Origin of the sequence: Pseudomonas sp. TR47, from assembly GCF_044143025.1 — a bacterium.
Classification (GTDB): domain Bacteria; phylum Pseudomonadota; class Gammaproteobacteria; order Pseudomonadales; family Pseudomonadaceae; genus Aquipseudomonas; species Aquipseudomonas putida_E.
Genome location: NZ_JBHFCS010000020.1, coordinates 39,565 through 59,805 on the forward strand (window position 1 = coordinate 39,565; position 20,241 = coordinate 59,805).

Sequence of the window (20,241 nt, forward strand, 5' to 3'; positions counted from 1 at the left end):
CCCGACAATATCCCTACAGCCCAACCGGCAAGTTGCAGGGAGATGCCATGACCCGTTTCATCGATGTGCAAGACCTCGCCCGCCTGGTCAACCGCAAAGGCCTGGCCACCTGCCTGGTGGAGATGGCCGAGTACATCCGTCAGGACTACCTGCGCTGGGACGATTTCGAGAAGTGCCCGCGCCTGGCCAATCATTCGGCGGACGGCGTGATCGAACTGATGCCGGTTTCCGACTCCAGCCGGTATGCCTTCAAGTATGTCAACGGCCACCCGAAGAACACCCGCCTCGGCCTGCCCACGGTGATGGCCTTTGGCGCCTTGAGCGACGTTGGCTCCGGTGCGCCGCTGCTGCTCAGCGAGATGACCCTGACCACAGCGATGCGTACCGCCGCCACTTCGGCCCTCGCCGCCCGCTACCTGGCGCGTGAAGACAGCCGCAGCATGGCGCTGATCGGCAACGGTTCGCAAAGCGAATTCCAGGCCATCGCCTTCAAGACCCTGCTGGGCATCGACGAGATCCGCCTGTTCGACATCGACCCTGCAGCCACGGCGAAGCTGGTGGCCAACCTGGCGGGCCGCCCAGGGCTCAAGGTGAGCGTCGCCCACAGCGTCGCCGAAGCCGTGCGCGGTGCCGATATCGTCACCACGGTCACGGCAGACAAGACCTACGCGACCATCCTCACGCCGGACATGATCGAACCGGGCGTGCACCTGAACGCCGTGGGCGGCGACTGCCCAGGCAAGACCGAGCTGCACCGCGCCATCGTCGAGCGGGCCCGGGTGATCGTTGAGTACGAGCCGCAAAGCCGGGTCGAAGGCGAAATCCAGCAAATGCCGGCCGATTCGCCGGTCTTCCCATTCTGGCAGGTGGTCGCAGGCCTTGTTCAGGGCCGTGAAAACGCCGACCAGGTGACCCTGTTCGATTCGGTAGGTTTTGCGCTGGAAGATTATTCGGCACTGCGCTACGTGCTCGATACAGCGCTCACGTTAGGGATCGGCCAGGATATCGGGCTGGTACCGGTGCTGGAAAACCCCAAGGACTTGTATGCACTGCTGCAGCCTCGGGTGGTGGCGGTTCGTTCAGTGCACCGGGCCGACAGCGCCTGCGCCTGACGGACCTAGGGCTGCTGCGCAGCCCAATCGCCGGCGCGTGAGGACGATCACCCGATAACCGCCTAACCTGTCCATGCCCCGCCTTCAAAAAAGAAGCACCGCGCATGGACACCAAGGACGCCACCTCTGCCCCGCTGGACCGCATCGACCAAGCCATCATCGACATACTGCGCGTCGATGGCCGCATCACCTTCGAAAAGCTCTCGACCCTGGTGCATCTTACTCCGCGCCCCTGCCTGGAACGCGTACGCAAGCTGGAACGGCGCGGCGTGATCCGCGGTTATGGCGCAATCATCGACCCGCAGAAGCTCGCACCAGGGCTGTCACTGCTGGTACTCGTAGCCCTTTCCAACCTGCGCGGGCGGTCCGCACAAAAGGCGTTCGAGGCAACCATGCTGGCCTGCCCTGACGTTCATGAATGCCAGCTGATCAGTGGCCATTTCGACTACAGCTTGCGCGTGCGCTGTCGCGACATGGAGCACTATCGGGTGCTGAGCGAAAGCTGGATGAACGACGACGCCCTGCACATCGACAAGCTGGTGGCCCACCCTGAACTGGCTTCGGTCAAAAGCATCGCCCCGCCGCCCTGATCGGGCAAGAAGTTGGCAGGCCGATTGCTAACACCCTGCAGGTATTGGCAAATGCCGGCCAACGGCGCATCACCTCAATCTGCAGCACGCACCGAACTAGAGCCCGGCAAGCCGAAATGCCCCACAACTGGTCAGACCGGTAAGGCCAAAAAACCTTGCATATTCGGATTTTTCGCGCTTTTATGACTTCGCGCTGAACAAACCGGTAAGACCACAAAAATAAATAAGTCCTGCGCTCTTTCGCCCCGTGCGGCACCGAAGCAAGGACACCGATCAGAGATCACTCCCATGCTCAAATGGTGCTCGCGTTCGATCTTCCTGCAAGTTGTGCTCGGCCTTGCCCTCGGCATCGCCTGCGGCCTCAGTTTCCCCGACCTTTCCCTGCAGCTCAAACCCCTCGGCGACGGCTTCATCAAGCTGATCAAGATGCTTATCGGCCTGATCGTCTTCTGCGTGGTGGTCAGCGGCATTTCCGGTGCCGGCGACCTGAAGAAAGTCGGGCGCATCGGCCTGAAATCGGTGATCTACTTTGAAGTGTTGACCACCATCGCCCTGGTGATCGGCCTGGTGTTCGCCTTTACCAGCGGCATCGGCAGCGGCGCCAACATCCACCTGGATCAGCTTTCTGCTGCCGACGCCAGCGGCCTGGCCGAGCGCGGCCAGCATATCCATGGCGCCACCGCGTTCTTCATGGACCTGATCCCCACCTCCGTGGTGGGCGCCTTCGCCGACAACAACATCCTTCAAGTCTTGCTGTTCTCGGTGCTGTTCGGCAGCGCGCTGAACCTGGTGGGTGACTCGGCCGCCGGTATTTCGCGGTTGATCAACGAACTCAGCCACGTGATTTTCCGCATCATGGGCATGATCGTGCGCCTGGCGCCGATCGGCGTCTTCGGCGCCATCGCCTTCACCACCAGCAAATATGGCCTGGAGTCGCTGCAGCACCTGGGTGGCCTGGTAGCGTTGTTCTACCTGACCTGTGCGGGCTTCGTGCTGATCATCCTGGGCACTGTGATGCGCGTGTCGGGGCTCAAGTTGCTGCCTTTCATCAAGTACCTGCGCGAAGAGTTGACCATCGTCCTGGGCACCGCTTCCTCCGATGCCGTGCTGCCGCAGATCATGCGCAAGCTCGAGCACCTGGGCATTGGCAGCTCCACCGTTGGCCTGGTGATCCCGACCGGCTACTCGTTCAACCTTGACGGCTTCTCCATCTACCTGACCCTGGCCATCGTGTTCATCGCCAACGCCACCGGTACGCCGCTGGCGATGACCGACCTGCTGACCATCCTGCTGGTGTCACTGGTGACGTCCAAAGGCGCTCACGGCATCCCAGGCTCGGCACTGGTTATCCTCGCCGCCACCCTCACCGCCGTGCCGGCGATCCCGGTGGTAGGCCTGGTACTGGTACTGGCAGTGGACTGGTTCATGGGCATCGGCCGGGCGCTGACCAACCTGATCGGCAACTGCGTGGCCACCGTGGCCATTGCCCGCTGGGAAAAAGACATCGATCTGGAGCGTGCGCAGAACGTGCTCGATGGCAAACCCGGCTTTGCCCATGCACCTCGCAAGCAGCCCAACGCCCATCAACAGGAATTCTGAGCCCACGTGGCCGGCGCTGACGCCGGCCCTTTCAGGAGAAAACCGTGATCAGCTCATCGACCGTCGTCAACTCAGTGGTGGAAAAACTGCGCCAGGCCCTGGCCCGCGGCCAGTGGCGCTCCGGCGACATGCTGCCTGGCCAGCGCGAGCTGGCCGAACAGTTGGGCATCAGCCGCCCCAGCCTGCGCGAAGCCGTGACCGTTCTCGAGACCCTCGGCCTGGTGCGCTCCATGCCGGGCAAGGGCGTACTGGTGCTGGATGCCGAAACGGCCGTGCTGGAGCCAGGCGTCGACAGCAGCGCTGCGGCGAGCCTGGCCGATGTCCTGGAGCTGCGCTACACCCTCGAACCGTTCATCGTCGGCCTGGTGGCGCAATCGGCCAACAGCCAGGACATCGGCCAGCTACGCCTGACCCTGATGGACATGCGCGAAGCGCTGGATGCCGATGACAGCGATGCCGGGGCCAAGGCCTACATCGCCTTCCACGAGGCGCTGTTCGCGCTGACCACCAACCCGATTTTCCAGAGCGTGGTACAGCAGACCGGCAATGCCCTCAAGCAAAGCGCCAACATGCTGCGCAACTCACCCGAACACCTTGCTGCGCGGCTCAAGGAAAACGAAGCCGTGGTACGCGCCATTCGCGACCGCAACAGTGCCCAGGCCAGCGCCCAGATGCGCCAGCACATCCTTGCCGAAGGGCAGCGGATGGGCATCGAACTGAACATCCCGGATGACCATCCGCGCCAATGACCCCAGGAGAGCGACCATGACCGCCTGCGCCCACGCCGCCCCCCACCTGCCTGCCCTGCTCGGGGCCGGCGAAACCCGCCTGTCGGCCGAGCAGATCTACCCCCGCCTGTTCGACGCGATTCTCGAGCAGCGCTTGCCACCCGGCAGCCTGCTGCCCGAGCAGGCACTGGGCAACGCCTTCGGCGTCAGCCGCACGGTGATCCGCCGGGTACTCGGGCGCCTCTCGGACCAGCAGGTGGTGGTGCAGCGCCCCAGCCACACCGCGCACCTGGCCGCCCCTGATCCACAACAGGCGCGCCAGGTGCTGAGCGCCCGGCGCCTGGCCGAAACCACCCTGATCAGCCTGGCAGCGCAACGCGCGCGGCCGGCGCAGATCCGCCAACTGCGTTCGCTGGTGGAGCGCGAGCGCCAGCACCACGAGCGTGGCGAACGTTGCGCGGCAATCCGCCTGGGCGGCGAATTCCACCTCAAGCTTGCCCAGGTGGCCGCCAATGCACCGCTGGCACGTTTTCTCAACGGTCTGGTGCCGATGACGTCTTTGATCATCGCCCGCTATGAATCGCCCTGCTGCGACCACTGTGCCTGGCAAGAGCACGCGGCGATCATCGATGCCGTGGAGGCTGGTGACGCGGCAGCGGCGCTTGCACTGATGGACGAGCACCTGGACCGCCTGGAAGAAAAACTCGACCTCGCCTGACAGGGCGCATGCGCAGCCGATCACCGGCCCTATACTCGGTTAACCACCCAGCCTCGAAACCCGGGAGGCGGTCGTGTGAACCCACGCATCCTCGTGCTGCTCTGCCTTCTGCTGGCCCTCGGCGGCTGCGCCGGCAAGCGCCCGCCTGCCCCGCCACCGCCCGCCGTGCTGACCTCCGCCGCCTGGCAACGCATCGACCAGGAACTGATCGATGCATCGGTAGGCGCCGCAGGCTCGGCCAACGACTATGCGCGGCGCTCGATGCGGGTATGGAAAGAACAAGTACAGCAACGTACCGAAAGCCACTTCATTCCCTGGTTCACCGGTTACTGGACCCAGCAATGGCTGACCCTCAAGGTCGCCTGGTACAAGCTCAACAGCGGTGAGGGCCGCGAGCCTGCGGAAAAACGCCTGGCCCTGTACCTGCAGGAGCAGTACCAGAACCGGGTGATCGAGCCGGTGGCCGAGCAGATCAACCCCGAAGTCATCCGCGACCGCGCCTGCGAGTTGTACCTGCAACTCTTTGGCCAGCAACTGCCGGCCATCATCCAGCGCTACAACGCCCCACCCGATCAGCTCAGCCAGCGCCTGAACCGGGTCCCGGCCATTGCCCTGGGGCCGCCGCCGGCGCGCAACGCCAGCCTCTATCAATTGCTCAAGGCCAAGCCACTCGACCAGCAACCCGCCTGGCTCGCCCTGCGCGACCACCTGCACCGGCAAGCGGCCAAGGGCCCGGGGCAGACCGACGTAGGCCTGTCGTCGGTGGCCACCCGCGCCAGCGAAAAGCTTGGCGCCACCCTGGCCCCTCGCGGCATTGCCAGTGCCGTGGCCAGTGCGGTGGGCAAGGTGGCCGGGGCGATGATCTCGGTGGCGGCAGCCGGCTACGGCATGATCACCCACGATCGCGATCACCCGGAGATGGTCGAGCAATTGCGGGTGATCCTCAACGTGGCGCTCAATCAGGAATGGCAGGAGTTGATGGAGAACCGCCAGAGCGGCGCCATGGCGGGGGTGTACTACCTGTCGGGGCAGGTCGAGGACAGTTTGCTGGCCAGTGCGCCGCGGCCAGTGGACCCGGCCGTGCAACCGGAACAACCTGCGCGGCAGGAACCCTTGTTGATCCGCCTGCCGCCATAGCGGTACCGACACCCTCAGGCGGTGGCCATGGCCGATGCCGGCAGACCGAAGATGCGGTCGAACGCCCAGTTGTAGGCAAAGGTGTAGCACGGCACCAGGATGATAAAGGCAAGGTCCACCAGGAACGCCTCGACCAGGCTCATGCCCAGCCACCAGGCAATCAGCGGGATCAGGTACACCACCAGGGTCAGCTGGAAACCGACGGCATGCACCACCCGCCGCGCCACGCTGCGGCCGCGCTTGGCCTGGCGGCTCTCCCAATACTCGAACAGGCTGTTGTAAATCAGGTTCCAGAGCATGGCGATGGTGGTGATCATCACCGCCAGCGGCCCGGTATGCGAAGCCTGGGTATCGGACAAGTAAGCCAGCCCCAGCGTCGACATGCACAAGCCGATCAGCTCGTAGAAAGTCACGTAGACCAGTTTGCGTTTCAGTCCTTGCACCGGTTTTACCTCATGTGGAATCAAGCGAAGGGCGCGAGAATGATTCAAATTTATTGACAGAAAAAGTCGGTAGCTTTCAGATTGACTGATAGGAGGCCGACATGAACTTTTCCAGTGACAATATCCAGCTGTTCCTCGCCGTGCTCGACCGGGGTTCGTTTTCCGCTGCGGCGCGCACCCTTGGCCGGGTACCTTCTGCCGTCAGCATGGCCATCGGCAACCTTGAAGCCGAACTGGGCTACCCCCTGTTCGAGCGTGGCCCGCGCGAGGTTCACCCCACCGCCCAGGCTGCGGCGCTAGAGCCACACGCCAGGCTGATCGCCGAGCAACTGGGGCTATTGCAGGTGCACGCACTGGAGTTGTCGCAAGGGCTGGAAAGCAGCCTGACCCTCGCCGTGGTCCCGGACATCGATCAGCGCCCGCTGTTTACTGCCATCGCCAGCCTGGGTGAGCGCTACCCGCTGCTGGACATCCAACTGCTCAGCGCCCCGCAGGAAGACGCATTGCAGTTGCTCGACAGCGGCCGTGCCGACCTGTGCCTGGCCTTCGCCGGCCTGCACGTCGATGCCCGCCGGGGGTTCCAGCACATTGGTACGCAATCGCTGGTTGCCACCCTGTCACCGGCGCACCCGGCACTGCGCGACGGGCGCATCCGCTACCTGGAAGACCTGATCAACGTGCGCCAGATCCTGGTGCGCAGCCGCGACCTGCCGCTGGCCGACCCGCGCGCGCTGATCGGCGCCACGCACTGGTCCACCGACAGTTTCGACTTCGCCGTGCAAATGGTCGAAGCAGGCCTTGGCTGGGGCGATTTGCCCTTGGCCAGGGTGGCGCCACTGATCGCTGCCGGGCGCCTGGTGCGCCTGCGTTTTGGCAATACCCGCAACGAACTTCAGTTGCCGATTCATGCCTTCTGGCGCAGGCAGCAACCGCTGCGCCAAGCGGCGCGTCTGCTGATCGAACAGCTAGCCAACTGCTAGCGCACCGTCCGTCGAAATCGCCTCAGCCTGATGACGTAAGTGCTTCAATTTTTTATGAGATTTGCCGATACCAGAGTGGACAGGCCCATCGCGCCACAAGCGCGCAGTGCCCTTCCCTCCATGGCTCAAGGTCTCGAAACATGAACCTGAAATTTCGCCACAAGATCCTCCTCAGCGCGTGCGGCGTCGTGGTACTGGCCTTTGCCCTGTTCACGCTCTACAACGATTACCTGCAACGCAATACCATCGCCCAGAACATCGAATCGTCGGTGCAGCAGTCCGGTGCGCTGACTGCCAGCAGCGTGCAGAACTGGATGAGCGGGCGCATCCTGGTGCTGGAGAACCTGGCCCAGGACATTGCTGAACAAGGGACGGGCGATACCCTGGCCGGGCTGATCGAGCAGCCTTCTTACACAACAAACTTCCTCTTCACCTACCTGGGCCAGGCCAATGGTGTGTTCACCCAGCGCCCCAATGCCCAGATGCCGGCCGGTTACGACCCACGCCAGCGCCCCTGGTATGGCGCCGCCGCAAGCGCCGGGCAGACCGTGCTTACCGCCCCTTACCAGGGCGCTGTCGGAGGCCTGATGGTGACCATCGCCACGCCGGTGAAGCGTGACGGCGAAATGCTCGGAGTGGTCGGCGGCGACCTGACCCTCGATACCTTGGTGCAGATCATCAACTCGGTCGACTTCGGCGGCATCGGCCACGCCTTCCTCGCCGACAGCAGCGGCCAGGTGATCGTCAGCCCCGACAAAGACCAGGTGATGAAGAACCTCAAGGACATCTACCCAGGCGCTGGCTTGCGCGTGGAGCCCGGCATGCAGGATGTCACCCTCGATGGCCAACAGCGGTTGATCTCCTTTGCCCCGGTGGCCGGCTTGCCGTCTGCCCAGTGGTATATCGGCCTGTCGATCGACAAGGACAAGGCCTACGCCGCATTGGGCCAGTTCCGCACCTCGGCGATCATCGCCATGGTCATTGCCGTGGCGGCCATCGCCGGGCTGCTGGGCTTGCTGATCCCGGTGCTGATGCGCCCGCTGACCACCATGGGCCGCGCCATGCGCGACATCGCCGAAGGTGAAGGCGACCTGACCCGCCGCCTTGCCGTGCAGCGCAAGGACGAGTTCGGCGAGCTGGCCACCTCGTTCAACCACTTTGTAGAACGCATTCACACCTCGATCAGCGAAGTGTCGTCGGCCACGCGGCTGGTGCACGACCTGTCGGAAAAGGTGGTCAACGCCTCCAATGCCTCGATCATAGGTTCCGAAGAGCAGAGCATGCGCACCAACAGTGTCGCTGCGGCCATCAACCAACTGGGTGCCGCCACTCAGGAAATCGCACGCAACGCTGCCGACGCTTCGCAGCACGCCAGCGGCGCCAGCGAGCAGGCCAATGGCGGGCGCGAAGTGGTGGAAGAAGCGATCAACGCCATGACCGCCCTGTCGCAGCGCATCAGCGAATCCTGCGAACAGATCGAAACGCTCAATGCCAGCACCGACGAAATCGGCAAGATCCTCGACGTGATCAAGGGCATCTCCCAGCAGACCAACCTGCTGGCGCTCAACGCCGCGATCGAAGCGGCCCGTGCTGGTGAAGCCGGGCGCGGGTTTGCCGTGGTCGCCGACGAGGTTCGCAACCTGGCGCACCGCACCCAGGAATCGGCGGAAGAGATCCACCGCATGATCACCAGCCTGCAGGTCGGCTCGCGTGAGGCGGTGCACACCATGAACACCAGCCAGGTGTCCAGCGAACAGACCGTGCAGGTCGCCAACCAGGCCGGCGTGCGCCTGGCCAGCGTGACCCAGCGCATCGGCGAAATCGATGGCATGAACCAGTCGGTGGCCACCGCTACCGAAGAGCAGACCGCCGTGGTCGAAAGCCTGAACCTGGACATCACCCAGATCAATGCGCTCAACCAGCAAGGGGTAGAGAACCTCAACCAGACACTGCAGCATTGCGATGCGCTGGCGCAGCAGGCCGGGCGTTTGAAGCAACTGGTGGGCAGCTTCCGCATCTGAGGGGATGTGCCGGCACGCTCGCCTTCTGCAGGGGATGAGCGTGCCGGCGCTGAAGCTCAGGCAGTTATAACCTAATAACGAACAAGTCTATTTGGCTATATAAACTACCTATATGCTGGCACCCATCCGATCACGGGCAAAGCTGGGCAGTCGAGTAGCGTATGGATGTAGGTTCTTTCGGTTTCACCATAGCCGGGCTGGTTGTGGGGTTCATCGTCGGCATGACCGGCGTCGGTGGCGGTTCGCTGATGACGCCGATCCTGCTGTGGTTTGGCATCAGCCCAGCCACCGCTGTCGGCACCGACCTGCTATACGCCGCCATCACCAAGGCCAGTGGCGTGTGGGTGCACAGCCGCAACAAGAACATCGATTGGAGAATCACCGGCCTGCTCAGCCTGGGCAGCGTCCCGGCAGCAGCGCTGACCCTGTGGTTCCTGAGCACCCTGCACACCGACACCTCGGCGCTCAATGGCATCATCAAGCAGGGCCTGGCGGTGGTATTGATCCTCACTGCGCTGGCAATCCTGTTCAAGTCGCGGCTGCAAGCGTTCGCCAACCGCCATGCCGGTGACCATTACCAACTCAGCGACCGTAGCCTAAACATCCTTACCGTCCTCACCGGCGTGGTGCTGGGTGTCATGGTAACCCTCACCTCGATCGGTGCCGGCGCCCTGGGCACAGTGGCGCTGTTTTTGCTTTACCCGTTCCTGGTCACCCGCCGCCTGGTGGGCACCGAGATCGCCCACGCGGTGCCGTTGACCCTGGTCGCAGGCCTGGGCCACGCCGGCATGGGCAACATGGACTGGTCGCTGCTGGGTTACCTGCTGCTCGGCTCGTTGCCCGGCATCTACCTGGGCAGCCACCTCACCGGGCGGATCTCCGACCGCGTGCTGCGGCCCTGCCTGGCGGGGATGCTGTTGCTGATCGGGTACAAGCTGGCGTTTTGAGGAAAGGGTTTGGCGTGAGACGGGTTGGCCGGCCCTCACGCCATCACAAGCCACACCTCACCCGAGCCGCAAGCGCCATCGCCCGGTAAAGCTCAGTTGCACACGCGACAAAGGCAGCACATCAATCTGCCGATGGGCAGCCAGGGGGCAGCCAAGCACCTGCACCAGCACCGCGCGAATCACCATGGGATGGGTCACCGCCACCCACTCGCCCGGTTTATCGAATGCCGCCAGCCACCCCGCCATGCGCTGGCACAGCTCGGCAAACGACTCACCACCATGCGGCGCACTGTGCGGGTCGTCCAGCCACAACGCCAGCGCCTGCGGTTGCTCAGCCTGCAATTGTTTCAATGCCAGCCCGTGCCAGCACCCCAGGTCGCAATCGGCCAACGCTGGCTCGACCTGCACCGGCATCGAAAAACCTGCCGCCGTTGCCCTCGCACGCTGCTCCGGCGCGGTCAGCATGCGCGTTTCAGGCGCCACGGCGAACGGCTGGGCGTGCAGCGGCAAGATGCTGTCGTCAGGGCGGTGCAAGCGCCCGGTCTTCTGGGCCGTTGTCAGGGCATGACAGATCAAGGTCAGGTGTACGGCTTTCACCAGGCGGCTTCTTCGCAGGGGACGGCCGACTGGTTTAGCACGCCGAGGTTATTTTTTCCGCAACAATGTCGCAGCCCTGGAGGAACACTGCGTTACGATGGCCAGTCCAAATTAGGCGAAATGCCACTAGAGCCGACCCGAATGCCAGCCAGCTCCTCCTCTCCCAGCCCGTTGCTGCTAGCCCTGCGCGAGGGCACACGCGACTGCCACAAGTCGCTCGAAGCCCGCCTGCCGTTCTTTCAAGCGCACTTCGATGCCGCTGCCTACTGCCGGCTACTGCAAGCCTATTACGGGTTCCACGCCCCTCTCGAAGCGCGGCTGGGCGATTATCAGGAACCCGTGAGGGCCAAGACACCGGCTCTCACCCTGGACCTGCAAGCCTTGCACCTGAGCGCCGCCGACATCGATGCCCTGCCCCTGTGCCAGGCGCTGCCTGCCATCAACGATGAGGCAAGCGCGCTGGGTGTGATGTACGTAATGGAAGGCTCGACCTTGGGCGGCCAGGTACTCAAAAAGGCAATGTCCGAACGCCTGGGTCTCGACCCGGCCAGCGGCACAGGTTTTTTAGATGTATACGGTGCGCGGACCGGCAACTACTGGCGCAGCTTCCTCGACCGCCTTGGCCAGGCCTCGACAGCACCTGCAGCGCAGGCCGCCACCGTGCAGGCGGCCATCGAAACATTCCAGAGCTTCGAGCGCTGGCTTGGGCAACGCAACGTGCTGAACCAAAAACCCGGCTAAAGAGGCCTGTTTGCTCTGACCCTGCCGCCGGCAAGCCGGCGATGGGGCCCGCTCAGGCAAACAGCTGCAGCAGCACCCACCCCGGCACCAACCCCGCCAGCCCGACCGCCAGCCGCGGCCAATACGGCAACAGCACGACCAGCAGCATTGCCCCCAGCGACATCATCGCCAACCAGGCCACCGGCGCCATGGCCCAGCCCCAGGCCTGGGCACAGAGCAACAGGCTGATCATCAGTGCCAGCCAGCCAGCGCCACGCAGCACCACGCGCAATGGCCGCGGGCAAGCCCGCTGCCATACCTGCTTGTAGTGCCGCTCCAGGCCTTGGCAAAGGCCAAGCATGCCGGCATAGGCGAACAGCGTGCCGCCCGCGATCAGCATCATCATGCGCCTGCCTCCACGCTGCGCCCTGCCTTGCGTGCAAGCGGCGCCGGCTCGGCGTTCTGCACGCGCCACGCCACCACACCGAGCAATACCCCCAGCACCAGTGCGCAAGCCGCCACGCCCAGGCGCAAGGCATCCGCCAGCCCACCGAACAGCCCAAGGCCCATGCACAGCAGTGCCGTCAGTCCCAACTGCTCCACCCACGCCCGGCGCGCAGGCCTGATACCCGCATGCAACAGCGCCAGCAGCCATACACCAAAGAACGCCCGCACCTCCCAGGCTTCGCGCTGTACCAGCTCGACCGGCAGCAGGCGGCTGGCCCAGAGCAAGCCGGCACAGGCCAGCAGCAAACCGGCAACGAAACCGACATTGCACACCTCGGCCACCCGGTACCAACGCCGCGCCGACAACTGCGCGCTGGCGCTGGCGTACTTGCGCCCACGCTTCACGCAAAACAGCACCAGGCCACTGGCGATCATCACGCAGCTGATGACGCCACAAACGAAGTACAACCAACGCATCGGGTACCCGCCAAACTGGGCAAAATGCAGGCCGACCATGACCCGCTGGGTCAAGGGGGCCGCACGCCACTCGGTCACATCGCTGAGCAACTGGCCGCTGACACCATCGAATACCATGGCCTGCCCCTTGGACAGGGCGATGCGGTTACCCAGTTCAGGGCGGACCTCGATACGTGCCCCGGCAGTGTTGGGATTGCGGATATTGAAACCGGCTATGGGCCCCAAGCGTGCCTGCGCCTGGGCCAGTAGCGGTACCACATCGGCCAGCTCCGCGGGCTGCCTGGCCATGCCCCTTGGCTGCTCCAGGCGGGCGTTGCCCTGGGCCTTGAAGTAGGCCCGGTTGTCCCCGGCGAACAGCGCATCGACACCTGCAGGAATGTAGATGAGCATGAAGATCACCAGCCCGGTGTAGGTGATCATCAGGTGGAACGGCAGCAACAGCACTGCACTGGCGTTGTGAAAGTCCAGCCAGGAGCGCTGGCCCTTGTTCGGCCGGAAAGTGAAGAACTCCTTGAAGATCTTCTTGTGGATGACAATGCCGGTGACAAGCGCCGCCAGCATCACCAGCGCCAGTGCACCGACCACGAAGATGCCCCAGTTGCGCGGCAGGTCGAGGGTGAAATGGAAGCGGAAAAAGAAATTGCCGCCGACACTGTCGCGTACCTCGATGGCCTCGCCCGTCTGCGGGTCGAGCTGTACGCCGCCGCCATGGCGCCGCTCACCGGTAGACACCCGCAGCCCGGGCGAACGATCGGTGGGCAGGCTGACGCCCCAGTTGCCGGCCTGCGGCTCATGGGCTTGCAGGTAGGCAATGGCGCGCCGCGCGGCATCGGCCTGGGTCACTTCACTGGCCGGGATTTCCGGCTGCATCCAGTGGTTAAGCTCTTTGTCGAACACCGCCAGGGTGCCGGTGACGAAGATGGCGAACAGCAGCCAGCCGAAGATCAGCCCGCCCCAGGTGTGCAGCCAGGCCATCGATTGAGTGAAGGTGTTCTTCATGCCAGCCACTCCAGCGCCTGGGGCCAGAAGCCGATCAACGCCAGGGGCGCAGCCAGGGCCAGCGGTAGCCAGGCGCGCACCGCGTCACGGCTGGCAAAGGCCCAGAGGATGGCTGCGGTGTAGAAAATGAAGGCCGGCAGGGTCGCGACGATGACCGCATCGGCAGGTGACAGGGGCAGCAGCCGCGCCAGGCAGGCGGTGGCCGCATAGCTAAGCGCGTAGCCCCCCAACAGCGCGGCGCTGCTGCGCGAGAGGATCTGCAACCAGGCGGTTTTAGTGTTCATTGGGGTATTTCCTGGTAGTCACATCGAGGCAAGCCCGCTCCCCAGGTACACCACTGCGCTTGCGCCCGTGGGGTATCTGCAGGAGCGGGCTTGCCCCGCGAATGGGCCGCAGCGCGGCCCCTGCATCAGAACGAGATATTCAAGGAAGCAAACACCGCACGTCCCGGCTGGTTGTAGGTGTTGGCACCCGAGCTGCTGGCATTGCCACCGCGATAGATCTGCTTGTCGAACACATTGTTCACGCCCACCCGCACGTCATAGTTGGCGTTGAACTTGTACCCGGTGCTGACATCCACCAGGCCATAGGCCTCGACATCCTGCTGCGCCTCGGCGTCGTAGCTCTCCTCGGTGCGGTAGTTGTAAGTCGGCGACTTCTGCTTGCCGTAGTAGGTACCGGCCACCTGGAACGAAAGCTTGTCGGTGGCGCGCCAGTCCAGGGTGCTGTTGACCGTGTACTCGGGGATCACCGACAGCGGCTCGCCCGTCTCGCGGTTGTCGTTGTCGAGCATCCAGGTCAGGTTGGTGTTCCAGTCCAGTACCGGGGTCAGTTCGACGAACAGGTTGCCCTCGATGCCTTCCACACGTGCCTCGCCGGCGTTCTCCCACTGGGTCACGCGGCGGCCGCTGTTGATGCTGTAGAGCACATCGGTGTCACCGATGATCTTGTTCTTGTAATCGTTGCGGAAGTACGTCGCGCTGGTACGCCAGGTGCCGCGGTCGTACAACAGGCCGATTTCCTTGTTGACGCTGATTTCCGGCTTGAGGTCGGCATTGCCCTGCAGGTAGCAGCCCCCGGAGTTGCTCTGCTGCACACTGCAACCGTTGCCACGGCTGTAGAGCAGGTAGTTGGGGTTGGACTGATACAGGTTCGGCACCTTATAGGCCCGGGCGATACCGCCCTTGACCGACAGCGCATCGGTCAGCTTGTGCGACAGGTTGAGGCTGGGGCTGAAGTTGTCGCCAAAGGTTTCGTGGTGGTCGAAGCGCAGGCCCGGGGTGACGGTGGTGTCGCCCAGCACAATGTTGTCCTCGACGAACAACGCGTAGCTCTTGGCGGTCATCTTCGAGTTGCTGCGGTCGAAGCCACTGATGACGTCACTGCCACCGCCGCTGGGGTCGAAGCTCTGGGGGCGGAACGAGCCCTGGTCGTTGAGCGATTCGTACAGGTACTCGCCGCCCAGGGTCAGCACATGTTCAGTACTGCCCATGGCAAACGGCAGGTTCACTTCGCTGCTCAGGCGAGTGTTGCGCAGCCGCGACATGGCTGCACCGCTGTCGTTGATCGCACCTTCCGGGCCACCGGCCAGGCCTTCGTTGAGACGCCAGTTGCGTACGTATTCGTAAGCCAGGCTGGTCTTGCTGGTGCCCCAGCTAAAATCGCCAAGGTGGGTCAGGTCATAGGTGTTGCGCTGCATGACATTGGTCTCGTGGCCATACAGGCTGGAGATCAGGTCGACATTGCTGCCACCGTTGCTGTTCATGGTATCGCCGGCATAGAGGTTGCCCTGGCGGCTGTAACCGGCGCTGGCTTCAAGGCGGTGCTCGTCGTTGAGCCGCCAGCTCAGCAGGCCGTTGATGTCCTTGTTGCGCACGCCCTCACGGCCGGCGACCAGCGCGCTGTTGGCGTGGTCGGCGTTGATGTCCAGGTCGTCGGCGTCGGTCTTGGCCAGGCCACCGTACAAACGGAAACCGAGGTTGTCGGTAAGCCCACCGCTGAGGTTGAAGTTGGCACGACGGCTGACACCCTCGGCACTGTCTTGCGGCATTTGCGTGAACAGGTTGAGGCTGCCCTTGAACGCCTCGGTGGGCCGCTTGGTGATGATGTTCACCACCCCGCCCATGGCGCCCGAGCCGTAGCGCGCCGCCGCGGGGCCGCGCAGGATTTCGATGCGCTCGACCGCCTCGGCCGGCACCCAGTTGGTTTCGCCGCGGGTGTCGCGGTCGCCGTTCCAGCCGTAGCGCACGGCGTTGCGCGCGCTGGACGGTTTGCCGTCGATGAGGATCAGGGTGTTCTCCGGGCCCATGCCGCGCAGGTCGATCTGCCGGTTGTTGCCACGCGCACCACTGGCGCTGTTGCCGGTCAGGTTGACCCCCGGCTCCCGACGGATGATGTCGGACAGGTCGTTGGCCGGCGGGCGACGCTTGATGTCTTCTTCAGTGATGATCGACGAACCCAGCGCCTGTCGTGCCTCGCGCTCTGCAGTGACCAGAGTGTCCTGGATCACCAGTGCGTCGTCGGCCACCGGCATTTCCAGCACCTCACCAGGGCTGCGCTCCACTGTTTCAGCGGCGGTCGCCATCATGGCCGGTGACGCCAACGCGACAAACGCCAGGGCCAGGCTGTTGGGTGAAGTTCTGCACTGCATTGACACATCTCCTGCGATGGGTAAGCGAAGGGCACATCCCTGCCAGGAAGCCGGAAGGCCCGCGCCCACCGGCCTCGCAAACACTGTTCGGGGGCCAACAGGGTTGGTAAATATAGTTATTCTCAAATGGGTTTAAATCTTATTTACGAAACTTACATGTTTGCACCGGAACTTTTCCGACGCGTAGCCAGCCCGTGTACAGTCACTTTTGCCCCTCTCCCCTGAGATGAGACAGCGTTTCCATGCTCCCAGCCGCTCTGATCTTCCTGTTCACCCTGACCCTGGTCATCTGGCAGCCCAAAGGCCTCGGCGTTGGCTGGAGCGCCACACTCGGCGCCGTGCTGGCCCTGGTGTTCGGCGTGGTATCGCTGCATGACATCCCCACGGTATGGGCCATCATCTGGAACGCCACCGCCACCTTCATCGCCCTGATCGTCATCAGCCTGCTGCTGGACGAAGCGGGCTTTTTCGAATGGGCGGCGCTGCATGTGGCGCGCTGGGCGCGAGGGGACGGGCGCCGCCTGTTCGCCTTCATGGTGCTGCTGGGCGCGGCGGTGTCGGCGCTGTTCGCCAATGACGGCGCGGCGCTGATCCTCACCCCGATCGTCATGTCGATGCTGCTGGCGCTGCGCGTCTCCCCGGCGGCGACCCTGGCCTTCGTCATGGGTGCAGGCTTCATTGCCGACACCGCCAGCCTGCCGCTGGTGGTATCCAACCTGGTGAACATCGTCTCGGCGGACTACTTCGATCTGGGGTTCAACGCCTATGCCGCGGTGATGGTGCCAGTGAACCTGGTAGCAGTGGCTGCCACGCTACTGGTGCTGTGGCTGTATTTTCGCCGCGACATTGCGCTGCGCTATGCCACCGAGGACCTCAAGGTGCCGGCAATAGCCGTGCGCGACCGCGCAACGTTCCGTGTCGGCTGGGCGGTGCTGCTGGCATTACTGGCCAGCCTGTTCGTGCTCGAGCCCATGGGCATCCCGGTCAGTGCCGTGGCCGCAGCCTGCGCGGCGGTACTGTTCGCCGTTGCCGCCCGGGGCCATGTGATCTCCACCCGCCGCGTGCTGCGCGAGGCACCGTGGCAGATCGTGGTGTTTTCGTTGGGGATGTACCTGGTGGTCTACGGCTTGCGCAATGCCGGCCTCACCGACTCGCTCGGCAATGTGCTGAGCTGGCTGGCCGGGCACGGGCTATGGGCAGCCTCGCTGGGTACCGGCCTGATTGCGGCGCTGCTGTCGTCGGTCATGAACAACATGCCCAGCGTGCTGATCGGCGCGCTGTCGATTCATGCCAGCGAGGCGCAGGGTGTGGTGCGCGAAGCGATGATCTATGCCAACGTGATCGGCTGCGACCTGGGGCCGAAGATCACCCCGATCGGCAGCCTGGCCACGCTGTTGTGGCTGCATGTGCTGGCGCGCAAGGGCGTGACCATCGGCTGGGGGTATTACTTCAAGGTAGGCGTATTGTTGACGGTGCCCGTATTGCTGGTGACCCTGGCGGCACTGGCGGTGCGGCTGAGTTTTTGAGGGCAAAGCCTGCGTTGGCGGCTGCACATGGCTAGCGACACACAGGCCGGTTGACCCGCCACAACCCACGCATCTGGGTCGTATACCCGGCACTCATCAACTCCCGCCGCATGGCCCAATCCGCCGCCGCCGGCACCGCCGCGCTGCGCAGGGTGCCTCGGCCCCAACGCGCGTTGACGCCATCGATCACGCCCATTACCCGCTCTGCCTGAGCGGTCTGTGACGGCGCGAACAGGTCGCCGGTGACCTCCCCGCGTTGGCAAAGCTCCAGCAGCAAAACCTCCGCCTTGCTGTAGCGAAACCCTGGGCGATACACGCGCTCCAGCGCCTCCAGCGCCATGCGCGTGAGCAAGCGCACGTCATCGGTGGGGTATGGCAGTTGCACCACTACGCCATTGGCATAGCGGGCTTCGTCGGGGTTGAACATGCCGGTGCGGATGCTCACCCGCATCCTGCACGCCAGCGAGCGTTGCTGGCGCAGCTTCTCGCTGGCGCGCATCACGTAAGTGGCCACGGCCTCCTTGATCGGCGCCAGCTCGGTCAGGCGCGTGCCGAACATCCGGCTGCAGCAGATTTCCTGGCGCGGCGGGTCGACGTCCTGCAGTTGCAGGCAAGGCGTACCGGCCAGTTCGCGGGCGGTCTTTTCCACCACCACGCTGAAGGTCTTGCGCAAAAGCCCGGGGTCGGCGCGGGACAGGTCCCAGGCCGTGCGGATGCCCATGCCCTGCAGGTGCGCTGTGAGGCGTTTGCCGATGCCCCACACCTGGGACACGTCGCACCTCTTGAGCACCCGCTCACACCGTAGCGGGTCGCGCAGGTCGACCACCCCGCCGCTCTGCACAGCCCAGCGCTTGGCCGCATGGTTGGCAAGCTTGGCCAGGGTTTTGGTACCGGCGATGCCGACCCCCACGGGGATGCCGGTGTACTTGAGCACTCGCTCGCGAATGCGGCGGCCCAGGTAGTCGAGATCGCCCGGCACACCTGCCAGGTCGGCGAAGGCTTCGTCGATGGAATACACCTCCACTGCCGGGACCATACCCTCGATCACCGTCATTACCCGCTGGCTCATGTCGCCGTACAGCGCGTAGTTGGACGAAAACGCCACCACCCCGTGCTGACGCAGCAGGTCCTTGACCTGGTAAAACGGCTGGCCCATCTTCACCAACGCCTTGGCCTCGGCACTGCGGGCGATGATGCAGCCGTCGTTGTTGCTCAACACGACGATGGGCGTGCGCAGCAAGTCGGGGCGGAACACGCGCTCGCAACTGGCATAGAAACTGTTGCAGTCGATCAGGGCGAAAACGGGAGCAGGCTTCATCGGGGCTATTTCACATCGTGGCTGCGGACACTGAAGGTCACTACGCCCCAAATCGTCAGTTCGTCACCCTCCAGAATGTATCGTGGCGCAAACCGCGGGTTTTCCGAGCGCAGCGCCACCTGGCTGCCGACACGGTGCAGCCGTTTGCACAGCGGCTCGCCATTGACCGCAGCAATGACGATATGGCCATGGCGCGCCTCGATCGAACGGTCGACCAGCACCAGGTCACCGTCGAAGATGCCGGCGCCCTGCATGCTGTCGCCGTCTATCCTCACCAGATACATGTGCGGCGCACGCAAATTGAACAACTCGTCCAGCGAGATGGGTTGCTCCATGTGATCGGCAGCCGGCGACGGGAAACCCGCTGGCACACGAAACAGATAACGCGCCAGCACGGTGCTGGCGCAGGTGACCGGACCCAAAATGGACGTCATGTGACAGCCTTGAAGTCAAACTGTATGTATATACAGTAAACGCTGTAGTGGGTGGCAGGTCAAATTCGGCATAAGACATTTCGACAAATGGGGGTACACGCCATGTGCGGACGCTTCGCCCAGTATCAGGGGCTGGCCGATTACCTGCGTGAGCTGAACGCCGAGCAGGACGTGATCAGCGGTTACGACAACGTGCCCATTGGCCGTTACAACGTGGCCCCTGGCAGCCGCGTGTTGGTGTTGCACAACGCCGCCAATGGCCTGCGCATCGACCCCTGCCATTGGGGTTGGGCACCGTTCTGGGCCAAGGGCCCGAGGCCCGCGCCGATCAACGCACGGGTGGAAACCGTGACCACGGGCAAGTTCTTCAAGGCACTCTGGCCTCAAGGGCGAGCCCTGGTCATGGCAGACGGCTGGTACGAATGGGTGAGCGACCCGCACGACCCCAGGCGCAAGCAACCCTACTTCATCCGCCTGAAAAGCCAGGCACCGATGTTCATGGCCGCGCTGGCTCAGGTACGTTCTGGGCTGGAGCCGAACGAAGGGGATGGGTTCGTGATCATTACCGCAGCGAGTGATGCAGGAATGGTCGATATCCATGACCGCCGGCCACTGGTACTGGGGCCGGCGGATGCGCGGGCGTGGATCGACCTGGAAGTGCCTGCCGATCAGGCCGAGCGGTTGGCACGGGAGCGGTGCCTGCCGGTAGAAGCCTTTGAATGGTTTGCGGTAGGCGAGGCCGTGGGGAATGTCCGTAATGAAGGCGCGCAGTTGATCGTGATGCAGCCCTGAACAGGG

At 63.9% G+C, this 20,241-nt stretch carries 20 protein-coding genes and 1 pseudogene; 13 read left to right on the top strand and 8 right to left on the bottom strand.

All coding sequences use genetic code 11. The annotated features are described in order from the left end of the window. Positions 1-47: 47 nt before the first annotated feature. The 6 genes from ACEWE8_RS19520 to ACEWE8_RS19545 all read left to right on the top strand — a co-directional run bounded on the left by ACEWE8_RS19520 (position 48) and on the right by ACEWE8_RS19545 (position 5,884). A complete protein-coding gene (locus tag ACEWE8_RS19520) occupies positions 48-1,112 on the top strand; it encodes an ornithine cyclodeaminase (protein WP_046787922.1) in 1,065 nt (354 codons plus the stop codon). Between the two features lie 104 nt (positions 1,113-1,216). Next, the gene (locus ACEWE8_RS19525) at positions 1,217-1,702 is read left to right on the top strand and encodes an Lrp/AsnC family transcriptional regulator (RefSeq protein ID WP_046787921.1); all 486 of its coding nucleotides are present in this window, start codon (positions 1,217-1,219) and stop codon (positions 1,700-1,702) included. Between the two features lie 288 nt (positions 1,703-1,990). Beyond that, positions 1,991-3,301, top strand: coding sequence for a C4-dicarboxylate transporter DctA (locus ACEWE8_RS19530; protein ID WP_046787920.1), 1,311 nt, complete (start codon positions 1,991-1,993; stop codon positions 3,299-3,301). A 44-nt stretch (positions 3,302-3,345) separates the two neighbouring features. Beyond that, positions 3,346-4,050 carry a FadR/GntR family transcriptional regulator gene (locus ACEWE8_RS19535; RefSeq protein ID WP_046787919.1) on the top strand — a complete coding sequence of 235 codons (705 nt, stop codon included), beginning with the start codon at positions 3,346-3,348 and terminating at the stop codon, positions 4,048-4,050. 16 nt (positions 4,051-4,066) lie between these two features. Continuing rightward, a complete protein-coding gene (locus tag ACEWE8_RS19540) occupies positions 4,067-4,747 on the top strand; it encodes a GntR family transcriptional regulator (RefSeq protein ID WP_046787918.1) in 681 nt (226 codons plus the stop codon). Positions 4,748-4,822: 75 nt separating this feature from the next. Next, complete coding sequence (locus ACEWE8_RS19545; protein WP_046787917.1) at positions 4,823-5,884, top strand: hypothetical protein; 1,062 nt, start codon at positions 4,823-4,825, stop codon at positions 5,882-5,884. Positions 5,885-5,898: 14 nt separating this feature from the next. Here the strand turns inward: ACEWE8_RS19545 and ACEWE8_RS19550 are convergent, their stop codons facing one another. After that, positions 5,899-6,327 (bottom strand): PACE efflux transporter, encoded by a 429-nt coding sequence (locus tag ACEWE8_RS19550; protein WP_012313628.1) that lies wholly within the window; start codon positions 6,325-6,327, stop codon positions 5,899-5,901. 101 nt (positions 6,328-6,428) lie between these two features. Here ACEWE8_RS19550 and ACEWE8_RS19555 point away from each other — a divergent pair, with 101 nt between their 5' ends. From ACEWE8_RS19555 to ACEWE8_RS19570, 4 genes and pseudogenes are all read left to right on the top strand, one after another. Beyond that, entirely contained in the window at positions 6,429-7,307 is an 879-nt protein-coding gene (locus ACEWE8_RS19555; protein WP_046787916.1) for a LysR family transcriptional regulator, read from the top strand. Positions 7,308-7,447: 140 nt separating this feature from the next. Further along, positions 7,448-8,470: pseudogene (gene mcpA / locus ACEWE8_RS19560) on the top strand (methyl-accepting chemotaxis protein McpA); the annotation flags it as partial. A gap of 117 nt (positions 8,471-8,587) precedes the next feature. Continuing rightward, complete coding sequence (locus ACEWE8_RS19565; RefSeq protein WP_371316843.1) at positions 8,588-9,328, top strand: methyl-accepting chemotaxis protein; 741 nt, start codon at positions 8,588-8,590, stop codon at positions 9,326-9,328. A 161-nt stretch (positions 9,329-9,489) separates the two neighbouring features. Beyond that, positions 9,490-10,275, top strand: coding sequence for a sulfite exporter TauE/SafE family protein (locus ACEWE8_RS19570; protein ID WP_012313625.1), 786 nt, complete (start codon positions 9,490-9,492; stop codon positions 10,273-10,275). A gap of 57 nt (positions 10,276-10,332) precedes the next feature. Here ACEWE8_RS19570 and ACEWE8_RS19575 read toward each other — a convergent pair whose 3' ends face one another. Then, a complete protein-coding gene (locus tag ACEWE8_RS19575; protein WP_046787914.1) occupies positions 10,333-10,872 on the bottom strand; it encodes a histidine phosphatase family protein in 540 nt (179 codons plus the stop codon). A gap of 141 nt (positions 10,873-11,013) precedes the next feature. Between ACEWE8_RS19575 and ACEWE8_RS19580 the strand changes: the two genes are divergently transcribed. Next, entirely contained in the window at positions 11,014-11,613 is a 600-nt protein-coding gene (locus tag ACEWE8_RS19580; protein ID WP_046787913.1) for a biliverdin-producing heme oxygenase, read from the top strand. 52 nt (positions 11,614-11,665) lie between these two features. On the opposite strand, the gene ACEWE8_RS19585 is transcribed toward ACEWE8_RS19580, so the two are convergent. The 4 genes from ACEWE8_RS19585 to ACEWE8_RS19600 all read right to left on the bottom strand — a co-directional run bounded on the left by ACEWE8_RS19585 (position 11,666) and on the right by ACEWE8_RS19600 (position 16,165). Then, entirely contained in the window at positions 11,666-11,998 is a 333-nt protein-coding gene (locus ACEWE8_RS19585) for a DUF3325 domain-containing protein (RefSeq protein WP_046787912.1), read from the bottom strand. Beyond that, positions 11,995-13,515, bottom strand: coding sequence for a PepSY domain-containing protein (locus ACEWE8_RS19590; RefSeq protein ID WP_046787911.1), 1,521 nt, complete (start codon positions 13,513-13,515; stop codon positions 11,995-11,997). The genes ACEWE8_RS19585 and ACEWE8_RS19590 overlap by 4 nt, the downstream gene beginning before the upstream one ends. After that, positions 13,512-13,799: a hypothetical protein gene (locus tag ACEWE8_RS19595; RefSeq protein WP_046787910.1), complete on the bottom strand. Its 288-nt coding sequence runs from the start codon at positions 13,797-13,799 to the stop codon at positions 13,512-13,514. The genes ACEWE8_RS19590 and ACEWE8_RS19595 overlap by 4 nt, the downstream gene beginning before the upstream one ends. A 125-nt stretch (positions 13,800-13,924) precedes the next feature. Further along, positions 13,925-16,165, bottom strand: coding sequence for a TonB-dependent siderophore receptor (locus ACEWE8_RS19600; protein ID WP_046787909.1), 2,241 nt, complete (start codon positions 16,163-16,165; stop codon positions 13,925-13,927). Between the two features lie 242 nt (positions 16,166-16,407). Here ACEWE8_RS19600 and ACEWE8_RS19605 point away from each other — a divergent pair, with 242 nt between their 5' ends. Then, entirely contained in the window at positions 16,408-17,691 is a 1,284-nt protein-coding gene (locus ACEWE8_RS19605; RefSeq protein WP_046787908.1) for an arsenic transporter, read from the top strand. A gap of 31 nt (positions 17,692-17,722) precedes the next feature. Here ACEWE8_RS19605 and ACEWE8_RS19610 read toward each other — a convergent pair whose 3' ends face one another. After that, positions 17,723-19,009, bottom strand: a complete 1,287-nt coding sequence (locus ACEWE8_RS19610; RefSeq protein ID WP_046787907.1) for a Y-family DNA polymerase — start codon at positions 19,007-19,009, stop codon at positions 17,723-17,725. Between the two features lie 5 nt (positions 19,010-19,014). Continuing rightward, complete coding sequence (locus tag ACEWE8_RS19615; RefSeq protein ID WP_046787906.1) at positions 19,015-19,443, bottom strand: LexA family transcriptional regulator; 429 nt, start codon at positions 19,441-19,443, stop codon at positions 19,015-19,017. A 102-nt stretch (positions 19,444-19,545) separates the two neighbouring features. Between ACEWE8_RS19615 and ACEWE8_RS19620 the strand changes: the two genes are divergently transcribed. After that, a complete protein-coding gene (locus ACEWE8_RS19620) occupies positions 19,546-20,235 on the top strand; it encodes an SOS response-associated peptidase family protein (protein ID WP_046787905.1) in 690 nt (229 codons plus the stop codon). Positions 20,236-20,241 lie beyond the last annotated feature (6 nt).

What these genes read in the sequence shown, in the direction of transcription:
- ACEWE8_RS19520 (WP_046787922.1), top strand. Translation starts at nt 48, where the DNA reads ATGACCCGTTTCATCGATGTGCAAGACCTCGCCCGCCTGGTCAACCGC.
- ACEWE8_RS19525 (WP_046787921.1), top strand. Translation starts at nt 1,217, where the DNA reads ATGGACACCAAGGACGCCACCTCTGCCCCGCTGGACCGCATCGACCAA.
- ACEWE8_RS19530 (WP_046787920.1), top strand. Translation starts at nt 1,991, where the DNA reads ATGCTCAAATGGTGCTCGCGTTCGATCTTCCTGCAAGTTGTGCTCGGC.
- ACEWE8_RS19540 (WP_046787918.1), top strand. Translation starts at nt 4,067, where the DNA reads ATGACCGCCTGCGCCCACGCCGCCCCCCACCTGCCTGCCCTGCTCGGG.
- ACEWE8_RS19555 (WP_046787916.1), top strand. Translation starts at nt 6,429, where the DNA reads ATGAACTTTTCCAGTGACAATATCCAGCTGTTCCTCGCCGTGCTCGAC.
- ACEWE8_RS19565 (WP_371316843.1), top strand. Translation starts at nt 8,588, where the DNA reads ATGCGCACCAACAGTGTCGCTGCGGCCATCAACCAACTGGGTGCCGCC.
- ACEWE8_RS19570 (WP_012313625.1), top strand. Translation starts at nt 9,490, where the DNA reads ATGGATGTAGGTTCTTTCGGTTTCACCATAGCCGGGCTGGTTGTGGGG.
- ACEWE8_RS19580 (WP_046787913.1), top strand. Translation starts at nt 11,014, where the DNA reads ATGCCAGCCAGCTCCTCCTCTCCCAGCCCGTTGCTGCTAGCCCTGCGC.
- ACEWE8_RS19585 (WP_046787912.1), bottom strand. Translation starts at nt 11,998, where the DNA reads ATGATGATGCTGATCGCGGGCGGCACGCTGTTCGCCTATGCCGGCATG.
- ACEWE8_RS19590 (WP_046787911.1), bottom strand. Translation starts at nt 13,515, where the DNA reads ATGAAGAACACCTTCACTCAATCGATGGCCTGGCTGCACACCTGGGGC.
- ACEWE8_RS19595 (WP_046787910.1), bottom strand. Translation starts at nt 13,799, where the DNA reads ATGAACACTAAAACCGCCTGGTTGCAGATCCTCTCGCGCAGCAGCGCC.
- ACEWE8_RS19600 (WP_046787909.1), bottom strand. Translation starts at nt 16,165, where the DNA reads ATGCAGTGCAGAACTTCACCCAACAGCCTGGCCCTGGCGTTTGTCGCG.
- ACEWE8_RS19605 (WP_046787908.1), top strand. Translation starts at nt 16,408, where the DNA reads ATGCTCCCAGCCGCTCTGATCTTCCTGTTCACCCTGACCCTGGTCATC.
- ACEWE8_RS19610 (WP_046787907.1), bottom strand. Translation starts at nt 19,009, where the DNA reads ATGAAGCCTGCTCCCGTTTTCGCCCTGATCGACTGCAACAGTTTCTAT.
- ACEWE8_RS19615 (WP_046787906.1), bottom strand. Translation starts at nt 19,443, where the DNA reads ATGACGTCCATTTTGGGTCCGGTCACCTGCGCCAGCACCGTGCTGGCG.
- ACEWE8_RS19620 (WP_046787905.1), top strand. Translation starts at nt 19,546, where the DNA reads ATGTGCGGACGCTTCGCCCAGTATCAGGGGCTGGCCGATTACCTGCGT.